This window comes from Streptomyces sp. MI02-7b, from assembly GCF_033793585.1.
Classification (GTDB): Bacteria; Actinomycetota; Actinomycetes; order Streptomycetales; family Streptomycetaceae; genus Actinacidiphila.
This window is the reverse complement of record NZ_JARAWX010000027.1, coordinates 41184-59181: the sequence shown is the minus strand read 5'-3', so window position 1 is coordinate 59181 and position 17998 is coordinate 41184. Positions and strand designations below refer to the sequence as shown.

Below are 17998 nucleotides of genomic sequence, written 5' to 3'. Positions count from 1 at the left end.
GCACCGTTGAGCACGTTGCGCTGGCTGACCGCGGGGGAGTCGCACGGCCCCGCACTCGTCGCGACGCTGGAGGGACTGCCCTCCGGTGTGCCGATCACCACCGTTATGGTGGCGGACCACCTCGCGCGGCGCCGGCTGGGCTATGGCCGCGGTGCCCGCATGAAGTTCGAGCAGGACCAGGTCACCTTCCTCGGCGGCGTCCGCCACGGGCTGACCATGGGCTCGCCGGTCGCGATCATGGTCGGGAACACCGAGTGGCCCAAGTGGGAGCAGGTCATGTCGGCCGACCCGGTCGACCCCGAGATCCTCGCCGGACTCGCCCGCAACGCCCCGCTGACCCGCCCGCGCCCCGGTCACGCCGACCTCGCCGGCATGCAGAAGTACGGCTTCGACGAGGCCCGGCCGATCCTGGAGCGCGCCTCCGCCCGTGAGACCGCCGCCCGCGTCGCGCTGGGCGCCGTGGCCCGCTCCTACCTCAAGGAGACGGCCGGCATCGAGATCGTCTCCCACGTGGTGGAACTCGCCTCGGCCAAGGCTCCGTACGGCGTCCTGCCCACTCCGGCCGACGTCGAGAAGCTCGACGCCGACCCCGTGCGCTGCCTCGACTCCGACGCGAGCAAGCGGATGATCGCGGAGATCGACCAAGCCCACAAGGACGGCGACACCCTCGGCGGCGTCGTCGAGGTGCTGGCGTACGGCGTGCCGGTCGGCCTCGGCAGCCACGTCCACTGGGACCGCCGTCTGGACGCGCGCCTGGCCGCGGCCCTCATGGGCATCCAGGCCATCAAGGGCGTCGAGGTCGGCGACGGCTTCGAGCTCGCCCGCGTCCCCGGCTCCAAGGCGCACGACGAGATCCTGGCCACCCCCGACGGCATCCGCCGTTCCTCCGGCCGCTCCGGCGGCACCGAGGGCGGCCTGTCCACCGGTGAACTGCTCCGCGTGCGCGCCGCGATGAAGCCCATCGCCACCGTTCCGCGCGCCCTGGCCACCGTGGACGTGGCCACCGGCGAGGCGACCCAGGCCCACCACCAGCGTTCCGACGTCTGCGCCGTCCCGGCCGCGGGCATCGTGGCCGAGGCGATGGTCGCCCTGGTGCTGGCCGACGCGGTCGCCGAGAAGTTCGGCGGCGACAGCGTCACCGAGACCCGCCGCAATGTGCGCGGCTACCTCGACCACCTGGCGATCCGGTGAGCGCGCCGGTCGTCGTCCTGGTCGGGCCGATGGGCGTCGGCAAGACCACCGTGGGCGAACTGCTGGCCGAACGCCTCGGTGTGACCTGCCGCGACACCGACGCGGACATCGTCGCGGCCGAGGGTCGCCCGATCTCCGACATCTTCGTGGAGGACGGCGAGGAGCACTTCCGGGCCCTGGAGGCCCGGGCGGTGCGGGCCGCGCTGGCCGAGCACCCCGGGGTGCTCGCGCTCGGCGGCGGCGCCGTCCTCAGCGAGGACACCCGGAAGCTGCTCGCGGGCCTGCCCGTGGTCTTCCTCGACATGGACGTCGCCGAGGCCGTCAGGCGCGTCGGGCTCGACGCCGCCCGGCCGCTGCTCGCCGTCAACCCGCGGCGGCAGTGGCGGGAGCTGATGGACGCCCGGCGCCCGCTCTACACCGAGGTCGCCCGCGCCGTGGTGAGCACGCAGGACCGTACCCCCGAGGACGTCGCCGACGCCGTCCTGGACGCACTGGAGCTGAAGACCGCATGACCGAGCACGCCGCCCACGCCACCGTTCGCATCCCGGTCGGGGGCAGCGCGGGCACCGAGCCCTACGAGGTCCTGGTCGGCCGGCAACTGCTCGGGGAGCTGCCCGGCCTGATCGGTGACAAGGCGGCGCGGGTCGCCGTCATCCACCCCGAGGCGCTCTCCGCCACCGGCGAGGCGCTCCGGGACGACCTGGCCGAGCAGGGCTACGAGGCCGTCGCCATCCAGGTGCCGAACGCGGAGGAGGCCAAGACGGCCGAGGTCGCCGCGTACTGCTGGCGGGCGCTCGGCCAGTCCGGGTTCACCCGCACGGACGTGGTCGTCGGCGTCGGCGGCGGCGCCACCACCGACCTGGCCGGCTTCGTCGCCGCCACCTGGCTGCGCGGTGTCCGCTGGATCGCGGTCCCGACCACGGTGCTGGGCATGGTGGACGCCGCCGTCGGCGGCAAGACCGGCATCAACACCGCCGAGGGCAAGAACCTCGTCGGCGCCTTCCACCCGCCCGCCGGCGTGCTGTGCGATCTCGCCGCCCTGGAGTCCCTCGCGGTCAACGACTACGTCAGCGGCCTCGCGGAGATCATCAAGGCGGGCTTCATCGCCGACCCGGTCATCCTCGACCTGATCGAGGGCGACCCGGCCGCCGCGCGCACCCCCGAGGGCGCCCACACCGCCGAGCTGATCGAGCGGGCCATCCGGGTCAAGGCCGAGGTGGTCTCCGCGGACCTCAAGGAGTCGGGTCTGCGGGAGATCCTCAACTACGGCCACACCCTCGGCCACGCCATCGAGAAGAACGAGCGGTACGACTGGCGGCACGGCGCGGCCGTCTCCATCGGCATGGTCTTCGCCGCCGAACTCGGCCGTCTCGCCGGGCGGCTGGACGACGCCACCGCGGACCGCCACCGCACGGTGCTGGAGTCGGTGGGACTGCCGCTGACGTACCGCGGCGACCAGTGGCCGCGTTTGCTGGAGACCATGAGGGTCGACAAGAAGTCCCGCGGCGACCGGCTCCGCTTCATCGTCCTGGACGCCCTCGCCAAGCCCGCCGTGCTGGAGGCACCCGACCCGGCGGTACTCCTCGCCGCCTACGCGGAGATCTCCAAGTAGCCACCGGCACCACTGTCGCCGAACGGCCGGGCACCCCGCGGGTGACCCGGCCGTTCACACAACTAGGGCCGTTGACGGTACCGTTCGGTCGAACCTGAAAGCACTTGTACGGGACGGAGTGGCCGCGATGCAGCATGGCGTGGGCGCGCCTCTGCCACCGCCGCACGGCGGACAGCCGGCGGCCGGCCGGCCGGGGCCGCCGCCCCCGGCGGCGACCGGCCCGACCGGCCACTTCCCGATGGCGGCCGGAGCCCCGGTCCAGCACCCGGGACAGCCGCCCGAGCAGGTGCACCAGCCCGGAGCCGACCCCGGTACGAGCCCCGGCGGCCCGCGTCCGCGCCCCGGCCACGGCCCCGTCGCCGTCCTGCTGATCGGCGCCGCGGGGGCCGGGAAGACCACCATCGCCCGCCACTGGGCCGACCACCGCGGTGTCCCCACCGCCCACATCAGCCTGGACGACGTGCGCGAATGGGTCCGCTCCGGCTTCGCCGACCCCCAGTCGGGCTGGAACGACCACTCCGAGGCGCAGTACCGTCTCGCCCGCCGTACCTGCGGCTTCGCCGCCCGCAACTTCCTGGCGAACGGCATCTCCTGCATCATCGACGACGCGGTCTTCCCCGACCGGCCCGTGGTCGGCCTCGGCGGCTGGAAGCGCCACGTCGGCCCAGGCCTGCTGCCCGTCGTGCTGCTCCCCGGCCTCGACGTCGTGCTCGCCCGCAACGCCCAGCGCACCGGCAACCGGCGGCTGACCGACGAGGAGGTCGCCCGCATCCACGGCCGGATGGCCGGCTGGTACGGTTCCGGGCTGCCGATCATCGACAACTCGCACCTGGACGTGCCCTCGGCGGCCGCCGCCCTCGACAGCGTGGTCACCCGCAGCGCGCAGGGCCCGCCCGCCTGGTAGCCCGTCCGGCGGCCCGGCTCGACAGGCCGAGCGGCGGGACCCGACGTACGCTCACCACATGTCCGAGGTGCACGCTGCCCGCAGGGAACGGTTGCGGGACCGATGCGCGGCGTCCGGAGCGGCGGCGGCGCTGGTCTCCCGCCCCGCGAACGTCCGCTACCTGACCGGTTGCGCCCCGCCCGGCACGGTGCTGCTGCTCACCCCGGGCCCCGAGGACGTCCTGGTGCACGGGCGCCACCCCTCCGGCGACCTCGCCGAGGGCCGTCTCCCCGACGACGTGCGCGCGGTCGTACTGCCGTCCCCCGACGCCGACCCCGCCGTCGCCGCCGCGGGCCTGGCCGCCGAGCGCAAGGCCGAGGCCGTGGCCGTGGAGGAGCACCACCTCACCGTGGCCCGGCACCGCGCGATGGGCGCGGCCGCACCCGGTGTCCGCCTCACCGACCTCGGGACGGCCGTGGAGCAGCTCCGGCTGGTCAAGGACGAGCAGGAGATCTCCGCCCTGCGCATCGCCGCCGAGATCGCCGACCAGGCCCTCAGCGAGCTCCTGGAGTCCATCCTGGTCGGGCGCACCGAGCGCCATCTCGCACTGGAGCTGGAACGGCGCCTCATCGACCACGGCGCCGACGGTCCCGCCTTCCCCACCTGCGTCGGCACCGGGCCGCACTCGGGCGCCTCGCGCCATCTGCCCACCGACCGGCGGGTCGAGGAGGGCGACTTCCTGACCGTGCGGCTGGGCGCCTGCTACCGCGGCTACCGCTGCGAGGTCGGCCGTACCTTCGTCATCGGCACGTCCCCCGCCGACTGGCAGATCGAGCTGTACGACCTCGTCTTCGCCGCCCAGCGGGCCGGCCGGGAGGCACTGCTGCCGGGGGCCGCGTGCCGCGACGTGGACCATGCCGCCCGGCACGTCCTGGAGGCGGGCGGGTACGGCGACGCCCTGGGGGAGAGCACGGGACACGGGGTCGGCCTGGAGATCGGCGAGGACCCTCGGTTGTCGCCTGCCGCCATGGGTAAACTGGACGCTTGCGTGCCGGTCACCGTCGAACCGGGGGTCCACCTCCCGGGCCGCGGCGGTGTCCGGATCGACGACACACTCGTCGTGCGTCCCCCGACGGACGGCGGGCCCGAGCTACTCACCATCACGACCAAGGAGCTGCTCGCCCTGTAGCGGGCGGGCACCTGTTTGGTCCCCGAAGCAGCAGTGCAGGAGATTCCGCAACCGTGGCCACCACGAACGACCTCAAGAACGGCCTCGTGCTCAAGCTCGACGGCGGCCAGCTCTGGTCCGTAGTCGAGTTCCAGCACGTCAAGCCCGGCAAGGGCCCCGCCTTCGTCCGTACGAAGCTCAAGAACGTGCTCTCCGGCAAGGTCGTCGACAAGACCTTCAACGCCGGCGTGAAGGTCGAGACGGCCAACGTCGACAAGCGCGGGATGCAGTTCTCCTACAAGGACGGCGAGAGCTTCGTGTTCATGGACATGGACACGTACGACCAGATCTACATCACCCCCGAGGTCGTCGGCGACGCCGCCCACTTCCTCCTGGAGGGCTTCGAGGCCGTCGTCGCCATGTACGAGGGCGCGCCCCTCTACATCGAGCTCCCGGCCGCGGTCGAGCTGGTCATCGAGTACACCGAGCCGGGCGTCCAGGGCGACCGCTCCACCGGTGGCACCAAGCCGGCCAAGCTGGAGACCGGTTACGAGATCGGCGTCCCGCTCTTCATCACCACCGGTGAGAAGATCAAGGTCGACACCCGCACGGGTGACTACCTCGGCCGGGTGACCAGCTAACCGTGGCCGCCCGCAACAAGGCCCGCAAGCGCGCCTTCCAGATCCTCTTCGAGGCGGAGCAGCGGGGCGTCGACCCCAAGACCGCCATGGCGGACTGGATCAGGCTCGCCCGCACCGACGACCGGCAGCCGCCGGTCAGCGAATACACCATGAAACTCGTCGAGGGTTACGCCGAACGGGCGAAGCGGATCGACGAACTGCTCTCGAAGCACGCCGTGGGCTGGTCCCTCGACCGGATGCCGGTCGTCGACCGCAACATCCTGCGGCTCGGTGCCTACGAGCTGATCTGGGAGGACGACGTCCCCGACGCCGTCGCCCTGGACGAGGCCGTGCAGCTGGCCAAGGAGTTCTCCACGGACGACTCGCCGTCGTTCGTGAACGGCCTGCTGGCGCGCCTGAAGGAGCTCAAGCCGAGCCTGCGCGAGGTTCCGCGCACGGACGAGGACTGAGCCTCCCAGAGCCCGCGGGCCCGGAACGCCATCGCGTTCCGGGCCCGCTGCGTGCCGCCGTCCGGGGTCTTCCGGCCCGGAACACAAGCGCCCCCGTGCGGTGTCCGAAAGGCCACCGCACAGGGGCGTGAACGTTTCTGCTTCCCGAGGGTGTCAGCCCTCCTCGTGCTGCACCGCGCGCCGTGCGTCCGCGTCGAGGACGCCCCAGCCGATGAGCTGCTCGGTCAGGACCGAGGGCGACTGGTCGTAGATGACGGCGAGGGTGCGCAGGTCGTCCTGGCGGATCGACAGCACCTTGCCGTTGTAGTCACCGCGCTGGCTCTGGATCGTCGCGGCGTACCTCTGCAGCGGGCCGGCCTTGTCGGACGGCACCTGGCTGAGGCGCTCGAGATCGAGGACGAGCTTCGGCGGCGGCTCGGCAGCACCACCGGGCGCGGAACCGGGCAGCAGCTCCTGGACCGGCACGCCGTAGAAGTCGGCGAGCTCGGCGAGCCGCTGCACCGTGACCGCGCGGTCCCCACGCTCGTACGAGCCGACCACGACGGCCTTCCAGCGCCCCTGGGACTTCTCCTCGACGCCGTGGAGGGAGAGTCCCTGCTGTGTGCGGATGGCACGGAGCTTCGCTCCGAGCTGTTTGGCGTAATCGCTGGACATAACGCTCCCCGGACGGAAACTCAGTAACTCACTGTGAGGTTACGCAGCGTAATTGGAATCCGTCAAGCCGAATGGTCCACACCGGTCCCCCGGACGAGCGAGGTCATCGGCGCGTCACCCGCGACCGGGCAGGTCAGCGGGGCTGGTACGGTGTTCCTGTACGTTTTGGCGTCCTTTAAGACCCGTCCTGTGAGGCGGGGAAGGGGGTCCCTTTTCCATGGCCGCACACAGCGAGGCCTCAACGGTGCCGTCCCGGCCCGTGCTGGAGGCGCAGGACATCGAGCGGGTGCTGACCCGCATCGCCCACGAGATCGTCGAACGCGCCAAGGGCGCCGACGACGTGGTGCTCCTCGGCATTCCGACCCGCGGCGTCCACCTGGCCCGCAGACTCGCCGACAAGCTCGACGGCATCACCGGGGCCAAGGTCCCGGTCGGCTCGCTCGACATCACCATGTACCGCGACGACCTGCGGCTCGGCCCGGCCCGCGCGCTCGCCCGCACAGAGATCCCTGCCGACGGCGTGGACCGCCGCCTGGTCGTCCTCGTGGACGACGTGCTCTTCTCCGGCCGCACGATCCGGGCCGCCCTCGACGCGCTGAACGACATCGGCCGCCCGCGCGCGGTGCAGCTGGCCGTCCTGGTCGACCGCGGCCACCGCGAGCTGCCCATCCGTGCCGACTACGTCGGCAAGAACATCCCCACCTCGCTGCGCGAGACCGTCAAGGTCCACCTGACCGAGGAGGACGGGCGCGACTGCGTCCTGCTCGGCGTACGCGACGGCTCCCCGGCGGACGAGTAGCGCGGCTCCGCCCCGTCTCCCGGGGCACAGCCATGCCCGCCCGTCCCCCGGCACGAGCCGTCCGGGAGACGCCGCGTGCCGCCCCTCTGCCCGCCCCCGCACGCATCCTCCGGAGTGACCGATGAAGCGCCACCTGATCTCGGCGGCCGACCTCACCCGCGACGACGCCCTCCTCGTGCTCGACACCGCCGAGGAGATGGCCCGCGTCGCCGACCGCCCCATCAAGAAGCTCCCCACCCTGCGCGGCCGCACGGTCGTCAACCTCTTCTTCGAGGACTCGACCCGCACCCGCATCTCCTTCGAGGCCGCCGCCAAGCGACTGTCGGCCGACGTGATCAACTTCTCGGCCAAGGGGTCCTCGGTCTCCAAGGGCGAGTCGCTGAAGGACACCGCCCTCACCCTGGAGGCGATGGGCGCCGACGCCGTCGTCATCCGGCACCACATGTCCGGCGCCCCGCACCGCCTCGCGTACTCCGACTGGATCGGCGGCAGCGTGGTCAACGCGGGCGACGGCACCCACGAGCACCCCACCCAGGCACTGCTGGACGCCTTCACCATGCGCCGCCACCTGTCGGGCCCCGGCCGCGACCTGGCGGGCCGGCGCGTCACCGTGGTGGGCGACGTGCTGCACAGCCGTGTGGCGCGCTCCAATGTGCTGCTGCTGAACACCCTCGGCGCCGAGGTCACCCTGGTGGCGCCGCCCACCCTGCTGCCGATCGGCGTCGAGAACTGGCCCTGCGAGGTCTCGTACGACCTGGACGCGGTGCTCGCCAAGACCGACGCGGTCATGATGCTGCGCGTCCAGCGCGAGCGCATGAACGCCGCCTTCTTCCCGACCGAGCGCGAGTACTCCCGCCGCTACGGCCTCGACGGCCTACGGATGGCCGCCCTGCCGGAGCACGCCGTCGTCATGCACCCCGGACCGATGAACCGCGGCATGGAGATCACCGCCGACGTCGCGGACTCGCCGCGCTGCACCGCCGTCGAGCAGGTCAGGAACGGCGTGAGCATCCGCATGGCCGTCCTGTACCTGCTGCTCGGCGGCGCCGAGCCCGCCGTCTCCGGCCCCGCCCCCGCCCGCACCGCTGAGGAGAACAAGTGAACATGAGCGCGACCCCGAGGACGCTGATCCGCGGCGCGAGGATCCTGGGCGGAGACCCGCAGGACGTCCTGATCGAGGGCGAGACGATCGCCGGAATCGGCGTGGGGCTGACCGCCCCCGAGGGTGCCGCCGTCGTCGAGGCCGGGAACATGGTCCTGCTGCCGGGGCTGGTCGACCTCCACACCCATCTGCGCGAGCCCGGCCGCGAGGACTCCGAGACCGTCCTCACCGGCACCAAGGCGGCGGCCGTCGGCGGTTACACCGCCGTGCACGCGATGGCCAACACCTTCCCGGTGGCCGACACCGCCGGCGTCGTCGAGCAGGTCTGGCGGCTCGGCCGCGAGCACGGCTACTGCGACGTCCAGCCGGTCGGCGCCGTCACCGTGGGCCTGGAGGGCAAGAAGCTCGCCGAGCTCGGCGCGATGGCCGACTCCGCGGCCGGGGTGCGGGTCTTCTCCGACGACGGCAAGTGCGTGGACGACGCGGTCATCATGCGCCGCGCCCTGGAGTACGTGAAGGCCTTTGACGGCGTCGTCGCCCAGCACGCCCAGGAGCCGCGGCTGACCGAGGGCGCCCAGATGAACGAGGGCGTCGTCTCCGGCGAGCTGGGGCTGACCGGCTGGCCGGCCGTCGCCGAGGAGTCGATCATCGCCCGCGACGTGCTGCTCGCCGCCCACGTCGGCTCGCGTGTGCACATCTGCCACCTGTCCACGGCCGGCTCGGTGGAGATCGTCCGCTGGGCCAAGTCCAAGGGCTGGGACGTGACCGCCGAGGTCACCCCGCACCACCTGCTGCTCACCGACGAGCTGGTGCGCACCTACAACCCCGTCTACAAGGTCAACCCGCCGCTGCGCACCGAGGCCGACGTCATGGCCCTGCGCGAGGCGCTGGCCGACGGCACCATCGACTGCGTGGCCACCGACCACGCCCCCCACCCGCACGAGGACAAGGACTGCGAGTGGGGCGCCGCGGCCATGGGCATGATCGGCTTGGAGACCGCGCTGTCGGTCGTCCAGCACGCCATGGTCGACACCGGGCTGCTCGACTGGGCCGGCGTCGCCGACCGCATGTCCTTCCGCCCGGCCGCCATCGGGCGGCTGTCCGGCCACGGGCGTCCCGTCTCGGCCGGCGAGCCCGCCAACCTGACGCTCGTGGATCCGGCATACCGTGGTGTGGTGAGTCCCGCGGGCTTCGCCTCCCGCAGCCGCAACACCCCCTACGAGGGTCTGGAGCTGCCGGGCCAGGTGTTCGCCACGTTCCTGCGGGGCAAGGCGACGGTCATGGACGGGAAGCTCTCGTGACACCTCTGGTACTCATCGCGGCGGAGGGAAAGCACTCCGCCCAGGTCACCGACTGGTCCTCCCGCATCGGCTGGGTCGTCGGCCTGCTGCTGTTCATCGTCCTCGTCTACTGGCTGATGCGGCAGGGCTGGAAGTGGCGTGGCACCCTCCAGGGCGACGTGCCGACCCTCCCCACGGCCCCCGACGAGCAGGGCGAGCCGCGACCGGTCCTGCTGACCATGGACGGCCGCTACCACGGCAGCACCACCGCGGGGCAGTGGCTGGACCGCATCGTCGCCCAGGGGCTGGGCGTGCGCAGCCGCGCCGAGCTCACCCTGACCGACCGGGGCGTCGACGTCGTCCGCACCGGCGCGCCGGACTTCTTCATCCCGGCCGGTGCCCTGCGCGGCGCCCGCCTCGACAAGGGCATCGCGGGCAAGGTCCTCACCGAGGGCGGCCTGCTGGTGATCACCTGGGCGCACGGCGACCGGGAGATCGACTCAGGCTTCCGCTCCGACCGCTCCGCCGAGCACATCGCGTGGGTCGAGGCCCTGAACACCCTTACGCACGAGCAGGAAGGCGCACGATGACGACCTCCACCCAGCGGCCCGCCAGGGTCCCTGCCGTACTCGTCCTGGAGGACGGCCGCACCTTCCGCGGCCGCGCCTACGGGGCCGTGGGGGAGACCTTCGGCGAGGCCGTCTTCTCCACCGGCATGACCGGCTACCAGGAAACGCTGACCGACCCTTCGTACCACCGCCAGGTCGTCGTGATGACCGCCCCGCACGTGGGCAACACCGGGGTCAACGACGAGGACCCGGAGTCCTCCCGCATCTGGGTGGCCGGCTACGTCGTCCGCGACCCCGCCCGGGTGTCCTCCAACTGGCGCGCGCGGCGCACCCTGGACGAGGAACTGACCCGGCAGGGGGTCGTCGGCATCAGCGGCATCGACACCCGCGCCCTCACCCGCCACCTGCGCGAGCGCGGCGCCATGCGCGTCGGTATCTTCTCCGGCGACAAGGCGCACACCGACGAGGCCGCGCTCCTGGCCGAGGTGCAGGCCGCCCCGCAGATGGCGGGTGCCGACCTGTCCGCGGAGGTCGCCACCAAGGAGCCGTACGTCGTCCCGGCCATCGGCGAGAAGAAGTTCACCGTCGTCGCCCTGGACCTCGGCATCAAGGGCATGACGCCGCAGCGCATGGCCGAGCGTGGCATCGAGGTGCACGTCCTGCCCGCGGGCGCCTCCCTGGAGGAGGTCTACGCGGCCGGCCCCGACGGCGTCTTCCTCTCCAACGGCCCCGGTGACCCGGCCACCGCCGACCTGACCGTCATCCGGGGCGTCCTGGAGCGGAAGACCCCGCTGTTCGGCATCTGCTTCGGCAACCAACTCCTCGGCCGGGCGGTCGGTTTCGGCACGTACAAGCTCAAGTACGGCCACCGCGGCATCAACCAGCCGGTGCAGGACCGTTCCACCGGCAAGGTCGAGGTGACCGCCCACAACCACGGATTCGCCGTGGACGCGCCGCTCGACCAGGTCACCGACACCCCGTACGGGCGGGTGGAGGTCTCCCACGTCTGCCTCAACGACAACGTGGTCGAGGGCCTGCGGTTGCTCGACACCCCCGCCTTCAGCGTCCAGTACCACCCCGAGGCCGCAGCGGGTCCGCACGACGCCGCGTACCTGTTCGACCGCTTCGTGAAGCTCATGGAGGGCCAGCGTGCCTAAGCGCACCGATATCCAGTCCGTCCTGGTCATCGGCTCCGGCCCGATCGTTATCGGCCAGGCAGCGGAGTTCGACTACTCCGGCACCCAGGCGTGCCGCGTCCTGCGCGCCGAGGGCCTGCGGGTGATCCTGGTCAACTCCAACCCGGCCACGATCATGACCGACCCGGAGATCGCCGACGCCACCTATGTGGAGCCGATCACCCCGGAGTTCGTCGAGAAGATCATCGCCAAGGAGCGCCCGGACGCGCTGCTGCCCACCCTGGGTGGCCAGACCGCGCTCAACACCGCGATCTCGCTGCACACGGCGGGAGTCCTCGACAAGTACGGCGTCGAGCTGATCGGCGCCAATGTCGAGGCCATCAACAAGGGCGAGGACCGCGACCTGTTCAAGGACGTCGTCCGGGCCGTCAACGCCAAGATCGGCCACGGCGAGTCCGCCCGCTCGGTCATCTGCCACACCATGGACGAGGTGATCGCCGGCGTCGACACCCTCGGCGGCTACCCGGTCGTCGTCCGCCCCTCCTTCACCATGGGCGGCGCCGGCTCCGGCTTCGCCCACGACGAGGAGGAGCTGCGCCGCATCGCCGGCCAGGGACTCACGCTCTCCCCGACCACCGAGGTGCTCCTGGAGGAGTCCATCCTCGGCTGGAAGGAGTACGAGCTGGAGCTCATGCGCGACAAGAACGACAACGTCGTGGTCGTCTGCTCCATCGAGAACTTCGACCCCATGGGCGTGCACACCGGCGACTCCATCACGGTGGCGCCCGCGATGACGCTGACCGACCGCGAGTACCAGACCCTGCGCGACATCGGCATCGCCGTGATCCGCGAGGTCGGCGTGGACACCGGCGGCTGCAACATCCAGTTCGCGGTCGACCCCGAGGACGGCCGGGTCATCGTCATCGAGATGAACCCCCGGGTCTCCCGCTCCTCCGCGCTCGCCTCGAAGGCGACCGGCTTCCCGATCGCCAAGATCGCCGCCAAGCTGGCCGTCGGCTACACCCTCGACGAGATCCCCAACGACATCACCGAGCAGACGCCGGCGTCCTTCGAGCCGACGCTCGACTACGTCGTCGTCAAGGTGCCGCGCTTCGCCTTCGAGAAGTTCCCGGCCGCCGACTCCACCCTCACCACCACCATGAAGTCGGTCGGCGAGGCCATGGCGATCGGCCGCAACTTCCCCGAGGCGCTGCAGAAGGCGCTGCGCTCGCTGGAGAAGGCGGGCAGCCAGTTCGCCTTCGCCGGCGAACCGGGCGACAAGGGCGAGCTGCTGCTCGCCGCCGGGCGCCCCACCGACGGCCGGATCAACACCGTCATGCAGGCGATCCGGGCCGGAGCCACGCCGGAGGAGGTCTTCGACGCGACGAGGATCGACCCCTGGTTCGTCGACCAGCTCTTCCTGATTAAGGAGATCGCCGACGAACTGGCCGCCGCCGGCAAGCTCGACCCCGAGCTGCTGGCCGAGGCCAAGCGCTACGGCTTCTCCGACGCCCAGATCGCCGCCGTCCGCGGGCTGCGCGAGGACGTCGTCCGCGAGGTCCGGCACGCGCTCGGCGTCCGCCCGGTCTACAAGACGGTCGACACATGCGCCGCCGAGTTCGCCGCCCGCACCCCGTACTTCTACTCGTCCTACGACGAGGAGACCGAGGTCGCGCCGCGCGAGAGGCCCGCCGTGATCATCCTCGGCTCCGGCCCGAACCGCATCGGCCAGGGCATCGAGTTCGACTACTCCTGTGTGCACGCCTCCTTCGCGCTGCACGACGCGGGCTACGAGACCGTCATGGTCAACTGCAACCCGGAGACCGTCTCCACCGACTACGACACCTCCGACCGGCTCTACTTCGAGCCGCTCACCCTGGAGGACGTCCTGGAGATCGTCCACGCCGAGCAGCAGGCGGGCCCGGTCGCGGGCGTCGTCGTCCAGCTCGGCGGCCAGACCCCGCTGGGCCTCGCGCAGGCACTGAAGGACAACGGCGTGCCCGTCGTCGGCACCTCGCCCGAGGCCATCCACCTCGCCGAGGACCGCGGCGCCTTCGGCCGGGTCCTGGCGAAGGCCGGCCTGCCCGCCCCCAAGCACGGCACGGCGACCACCTTCGAGGAGGCCAAGGCCATCGCCGACGAGATCGGCTACCCGGTCCTGGTGCGCCCCTCGTACGTGCTCGGCGGCCGCGGCATGGAGATCGTCTACGACGAGACCCGCCTCGCCTCCTACATCGCGGAGTCCACCGAGATCGGCCCCGACCGCCCCGTCCTGGTCGACCGCTTCCTCGACGACGCCATCGAGATCGACGTCGACGCCCTCTACGACGGCCACGAGCTCTACCTCGGCGGCGTCATGGAGCACATCGAGGAGGCCGGTATCCACTCCGGCGACTCCGCCTGCGCGCTGCCCCCGATCACGCTGGGCGGCCACGACATCAAGCGGCTGCGCGCCTCCACCGAGGCCATCGCCAAGGGCGTCGGCGTCCAGGGCCTGATCAACATCCAGTTCGCCCTGGCCGGGGACATCCTGTACGTGCTGGAGGCCAACCCGCGCGCCTCCCGCACCGTGCCGTTCACCTCCAAGGCGACCGCGGTGTCGCTGGCCAAGGCCGCCGCCCGCATCTCGCTCGGCGCCACCGTCGCCGAACTGCGCGCGGAGGGCCTGCTGCCGGCCCACGGCGACGGCGGCACCCTGCCGCTCGACGCGCCGATCTCCGTCAAGGAGGCCGTACTGCCGTGGAGCCGCTTCCGTGACGTGCACGGCCGCGGCGTGGACACCGTCCTCGGCCCGGAGATGCGCTCCACCGGCGAGGTCATGGGCATCGACTCGGTCTTCGGCACGGCGTACGCCAAGTCGCAGGCCGGTGCCTACGGCGCGCTGCCGACCAAGGGCCGCGCCTTCGTCTCGGTGGCCAACCGCGACAAGCGCGCGCTGATCTTCCCGGCCCGGGCCCTGGTGGAGCACGGCTTCGAGTTGCTGGCCACCTCCGGCACCGCCGAGGTGCTCAAGCGCAACGGCATCGAGGCCACCGTCGTGCGCAAGAAGAGCGAGGGCACCGGCCCGAACGGCGAGCCGACCGTGGTGGACCTCATCCACGACGGTGCGATCGACCTCATCGTCAACACCCCGTTCGGCACCGGCGGCCGCCTCGACGGATACGACATCCGCACCGCCGCCGTGTCCCGCGGCGTGCCGTGCCTGACCACCGTGCAGGCGCTCGCCGCCGCGGTGCAGGGGCTGGACGCCCTGGCCCGGGGCGACGTCGGGGTCCGTTCCCTGCAGGAGCACGCGGAACGCCTCACCGCCGCCCGCGAGGCGTAGGGGCCACGAGGGGGGACACCGACGCGGTGTCCCCCCTCGTGGCGAGCCGCCCGCCCTTCGTCCGCCGTGGAGGCACCATGTACGCGCTCCTGTTCCGCCTGATCTTCAAACGCCTGGATCCTGAGCAGGCCCACCATCTCGCCTTCGGCTGGATCCGCCGCGCCGCCCGCGTCCCCGTGCTGCGCACCTTCGTCGCCGCGCTCCTCGCGCCCCGGTACCGGGAACTGCGCACCGAGGCCCTCGGCCGCCGGATGCACGGCCCCTTCGGGCTCGCCGCCGGCTTCGACAAGAACGCCGTCGGCATCGACGGACTGACCATGCTCGGCTTCGACCACGTCGAGATCGGCACCGTCACCGCCCAGCCGCAGCCCGGCAACCCCCGGCAGCGGTTGTTCCGCCTGATCGAGGACCGGGCGCTGATCAACCGCATGGGCTTCAACAACGAGGGATCCGCCGCGGTGGCCGAGCGCCTGGCCGCCCGCACGGCGGTCTTCCCGACGACCGTCGGCGTCAACATCGGCAAGACCAAGGTCGTCCCCGAGGGTGAGGCGGTCGCGGACTACGTGACGTCCACCGAGCGGCTGGCCCGGCACGCCGACTACCTCGTCGTCAACGTCTCGTCGCCCAACACCCCCGGACTGCGGAACCTTCAGGCCGTCGACCACCTGCGGCCGCTGCTCACCGCCGTGCGGGAGGCCGCCGACCGCACGGTGCCCGGCCGCCGGGTCCCGCTGCTCGTCAAGATCGCGCCCGATCTTGCCGACGAGGACGTGGACGCCGTCGCCGACCTCGCCCTCGAACTCGGCCTGGACGGCATCATCGCCACCAACACCACCATCGCCCGCGACGGCCTCGGCCTGCGCTCGGACCCCGGCCTGGTCAAGGAGACGGGCGGCCTGTCCGGCGCCCCTCTGAAGGAACGCTCCCTGGAGGTGCTGCGCCGCCTGTACGCCAGGGTCGGCGACCGGATCACGCTGGTGGGGGTCGGCGGCGTCGAGACCGCCGACGACGTGTGGCAGCGCATCCTCGCCGGGGCGACCCTGGTCCAGGGCTACAGCGCCTTCATCTATCAGGGCCCCTTCTGGTGCCGCACGGTCCACCGCGGCCTCGCGAGCCGCCTGAAGAACAGCCCGTACGCCACCCTCGCCGACGCCGTCGGCGCCGACACCCGGAAGGCAGCCACCCCGTGACCAGCCCCGAGCCCTTCGGCGCACGCCTGCGCCGCGCCATGGACACCCGCGGCCCGCTGTGCGTCGGGATCGACCCGCACTCCTCCCTGCTCACCGCCTGGGGCCTGGGCGACGACATCGCGGGCCTGGAACGCTTCACCCGCACCGTCGTGGAGGCCCTCGCCGACCGCGTGGCCGTGCTGAAGCCGCAGAGCGCCTTCTTCGAGCGCTTCGGCTCACGCGGCATCGCCGTCCTGGAGCGGGCGGTCGCCGACGCCCGCGCCGCGGGCGCCCTGGTGGTGATGGACGCCAAGCGCGGCGACATCGGCTCCACCATGGACGCGTACGCCGCGACCTACCTCGACCCGGCGTCCCCGCTCTTCTCCGACGCCGTCACCGTCAGCCCCTACCTGGGCTTCGGCTCCCTGCGCCCGGCCCTGGACGCGGCGCGCGCGAGCGGCAGCGGCGTCTTCGTGCTGGCGCTGACCTCCAATCCGGAGGGCGCGGAGGTGCAGCGGTCAACCGCGCCGGACGGCAGGTCGCTCGCACAGGTGATGCTGGACCACATCGCCGCCGAGAACGCGGGCGCCACGCCCCTCGGCTCGGTCGGCGCGGTCGTCGGCGCCACCCTGGACCGGGCCGGCGTGGAATTGGCCGTGAACGGCCCCCTCCTCGCCCCCGGAATCGGGGCCCAGGGGGCCACGGCCAAGGACCTCCCGAGGGTGTTCGGGGACGCGGTGCGCAACGTCGTACCCAGCGTGAGCCGGGGTGTTCTGCGGCACGGCCCGTCGGTCTCCGCGCTGCGTGAAGCGGCCCGGCAGGAGGCCGTTCAGCTCGCCGAAGCCGTCAAGTAGGAGTCAAGACGTCCGGAAACCTGCTCAGATTTGTCCGGAAAGTCCTGGTCGATTGACGCTGACCAGGACTTTTCTTCTTGTTTGCGCTGACTGTGAGCGTTCGGGCCGCTAGTCTCCGACGAGAGCGCGCAAGGTGCGCGTTTCACGTTGCCCCTGCAGGTGGGGGGCAGCTAGGTTCCACACCGATCCGTATCCGACAGTTCTACTTCCGAGGTGACGTAGGCGTGGCTCTTCCGCCCCTTACCCCTGAACAGCGCGCTGCCGCGCTCGAGAAGGCCGCCGCGGCTCGCCGGGAGCGCGCCGAGGTCAAGAATCGGCTCAAGCACTCCGGCGCCTCGCTGCACGAGGTCATCAAGCAGGGCCAGGAGAACGACGTCATCGGCAAGATGAAGGTCTCCGCCCTCCTGGAGTCCCTGCCCGGCGTGGGCAAGGTCCGCGCCAAGCAGATCATGGAGCGGCTCGGCATCTCCGAGAGCCGCCGGGTCCGTGGGCTCGGCTCCAACCAGATCGCCTCCCTGGAGCGCGAGTTCGGCAGTCCCGCTGCCTGACGTTCCCAGCACCCTCCGGGAACCGGGATAATCGCTCCATGAGTGAACGTCCGCGGCTGACCGTGCTCTCCGGCCCCTCGGGGGTCGGCAAGAGCACGGTCGTCGCTCATATGCGCACAGTCCACCCCGAGGTCTGGCTCTCGGTCTCGGCCACCACCCGCAGGCCGCGGCCCGGGGAGGAGCACGGGGTGCACTACTTCTTCGTCGACAGTGACGAGTTCGACAAGCTCGTCGCCAACGGCGAACTGCTGGAGTGGGCCGAATTCGCCGGCAACCGGTACGGCACCCCGCGCCAGGCCGTCCTGGAGCGGCTGGACGCCGGCGAGCCGGTCCTGCTGGAGATCGACCTGCAGGGCGCGCGCCAGGTCCGGGAGTCGATGCCCGACGCCCAGCTGATCTTCCTCGCACCGCCGAGCTGGGACGAGCTGGTCCGCCGGCTCACCGGTCGCGGCACCGAACCGCCGGAGGTCATCGAGCGCCGTCTCGAGGCCGCCCGGGTCGAGCTGGCGGCCGAGACGGAGTTCGACATCACCCTGGTCAACACGTCCGTCGAGGACGTGGCGCGCGAGCTGCTAGCCTTGATGACCGTGGACTGATCTTTTGTGGTCTTTTCCGGAT

At 71.8% G+C, this 17998-nt stretch carries 18 protein-coding genes; 17 read left to right on the top strand and 1 reads right to left on the bottom strand.

Features of this window, described 5'->3' with window-relative positions:
• The first annotated feature begins 6 nt into the window (after nucleotides 1-6).
• The 7 genes from aroC to nusB all read left to right on the top strand — a co-directional run bounded on the left by aroC (nucleotide 7) and on the right by nusB (nucleotide 5944).
• The gene (gene aroC, locus PV364_RS33375) at nucleotides 7-1191 is read left to right on the top strand and encodes a chorismate synthase (RefSeq protein WP_319664344.1); all 1185 of its coding nucleotides are present in this window, start codon (nucleotides 7-9) and stop codon (nucleotides 1189-1191) included.
• On the top strand, nucleotides 1188-1703 hold the full coding sequence (locus PV364_RS33370) for a shikimate kinase (protein WP_319664343.1): 516 nt from the start codon (nucleotides 1188-1190) through the stop codon (nucleotides 1701-1703). The genes aroC and PV364_RS33370 overlap by 4 nt, the downstream gene beginning before the upstream one ends.
• Entirely contained in the window at nucleotides 1700-2803 is a 1104-nt protein-coding gene (gene aroB, locus PV364_RS33365; protein ID WP_319664342.1) for a 3-dehydroquinate synthase, read from the top strand. The genes PV364_RS33370 and aroB overlap by 4 nt, the downstream gene beginning before the upstream one ends.
• A 127-nt stretch (nucleotides 2804-2930) precedes the next feature.
• Nucleotides 2931-3707: an AAA family ATPase gene (locus PV364_RS33360; protein WP_319664341.1), complete on the top strand. Its 777-nt coding sequence runs from the start codon at nucleotides 2931-2933 to the stop codon at nucleotides 3705-3707.
• A gap of 58 nt (nucleotides 3708-3765) precedes the next feature.
• Nucleotides 3766-4875 (top strand): aminopeptidase P family protein, encoded by a 1110-nt coding sequence (locus PV364_RS33355; protein ID WP_319664339.1) that lies wholly within the window; start codon nucleotides 3766-3768, stop codon nucleotides 4873-4875.
• Between the two features lie 53 nt (nucleotides 4876-4928).
• Nucleotides 4929-5495, top strand: a complete 567-nt coding sequence (gene efp / locus PV364_RS33350) for an elongation factor P (protein WP_319664338.1) — start codon at nucleotides 4929-4931, stop codon at nucleotides 5493-5495.
• 2 nt (nucleotides 5496-5497) lie between these two features.
• Complete coding sequence (gene nusB, locus PV364_RS33345; protein WP_319664337.1) at nucleotides 5498-5944, top strand: transcription antitermination factor NusB; 447 nt, start codon at nucleotides 5498-5500, stop codon at nucleotides 5942-5944.
• Nucleotides 5945-6097: 153 nt separating this feature from the next.
• Here nusB and PV364_RS33340 read toward each other — a convergent pair whose 3' ends face one another.
• Complete coding sequence (locus PV364_RS33340) at nucleotides 6098-6598, bottom strand: transcriptional regulator (protein WP_319134973.1); 501 nt, start codon at nucleotides 6596-6598, stop codon at nucleotides 6098-6100.
• Nucleotides 6599-6815: 217 nt separating this feature from the next.
• On the opposite strand from PV364_RS33340, the gene pyrR reads away from it, so the two are divergent.
• The 10 genes from pyrR (at nucleotide 6816) to gmk (ending at nucleotide 17976) form a co-directional block, all read left to right on the top strand.
• The gene (pyrR, locus tag PV364_RS33335; protein ID WP_319664336.1) at nucleotides 6816-7397 is read left to right on the top strand and encodes a bifunctional pyr operon transcriptional regulator/uracil phosphoribosyltransferase PyrR; all 582 of its coding nucleotides are present in this window, start codon (nucleotides 6816-6818) and stop codon (nucleotides 7395-7397) included.
• 121 nt (nucleotides 7398-7518) lie between these two features.
• On the top strand, nucleotides 7519-8499 hold the full coding sequence (locus PV364_RS33330) for an aspartate carbamoyltransferase catalytic subunit (RefSeq protein WP_319664335.1): 981 nt from the start codon (nucleotides 7519-7521) through the stop codon (nucleotides 8497-8499).
• Nucleotides 8500-8501: 2 nt separating this feature from the next.
• Nucleotides 8502-9800, top strand: a complete 1299-nt coding sequence (locus PV364_RS33325) for a dihydroorotase (protein WP_319664334.1) — start codon at nucleotides 8502-8504, stop codon at nucleotides 9798-9800.
• The gene (locus PV364_RS33320; RefSeq protein ID WP_319664332.1) at nucleotides 9797-10369 is read left to right on the top strand and encodes a hypothetical protein; all 573 of its coding nucleotides are present in this window, start codon (nucleotides 9797-9799) and stop codon (nucleotides 10367-10369) included. The genes PV364_RS33325 and PV364_RS33320 overlap by 4 nt, the downstream gene beginning before the upstream one ends.
• The gene (gene carA / locus PV364_RS33315; protein WP_319664330.1) at nucleotides 10366-11505 is read left to right on the top strand and encodes a glutamine-hydrolyzing carbamoyl-phosphate synthase small subunit; all 1140 of its coding nucleotides are present in this window, start codon (nucleotides 10366-10368) and stop codon (nucleotides 11503-11505) included. Before PV364_RS33320 ends, carA begins: the two co-directional genes overlap by 4 nt.
• A complete protein-coding gene (gene carB, locus PV364_RS33310) occupies nucleotides 11498-14809 on the top strand; it encodes a carbamoyl-phosphate synthase large subunit (protein WP_319664329.1) in 3312 nt (1103 codons plus the stop codon). Before carA ends, carB begins: the two co-directional genes overlap by 8 nt.
• Nucleotides 14810-14886: 77 nt before the next feature.
• Nucleotides 14887-15999 (top strand): quinone-dependent dihydroorotate dehydrogenase, encoded by a 1113-nt coding sequence (locus PV364_RS33305; RefSeq protein ID WP_319664327.1) that lies wholly within the window; start codon nucleotides 14887-14889, stop codon nucleotides 15997-15999.
• Nucleotides 15996-16832, top strand: coding sequence for an orotidine-5'-phosphate decarboxylase (pyrF, locus tag PV364_RS33300; protein ID WP_319664325.1), 837 nt, complete (start codon nucleotides 15996-15998; stop codon nucleotides 16830-16832). Before PV364_RS33305 ends, pyrF begins: the two co-directional genes overlap by 4 nt.
• A gap of 224 nt (nucleotides 16833-17056) precedes the next feature.
• On the top strand, nucleotides 17057-17380 hold the full coding sequence (locus PV364_RS33295) for an integration host factor (protein WP_018564176.1): 324 nt from the start codon (nucleotides 17057-17059) through the stop codon (nucleotides 17378-17380).
• 38 nt (nucleotides 17381-17418) lie between these two features.
• Nucleotides 17419-17976 carry a guanylate kinase gene (gene gmk / locus PV364_RS33290; RefSeq protein ID WP_319664324.1) on the top strand — a complete coding sequence of 186 codons (558 nt, stop codon included), beginning with the start codon at nucleotides 17419-17421 and terminating at the stop codon, nucleotides 17974-17976.
• The last annotated feature ends 22 nt before the right edge of the window (nucleotides 17977-17998 follow it).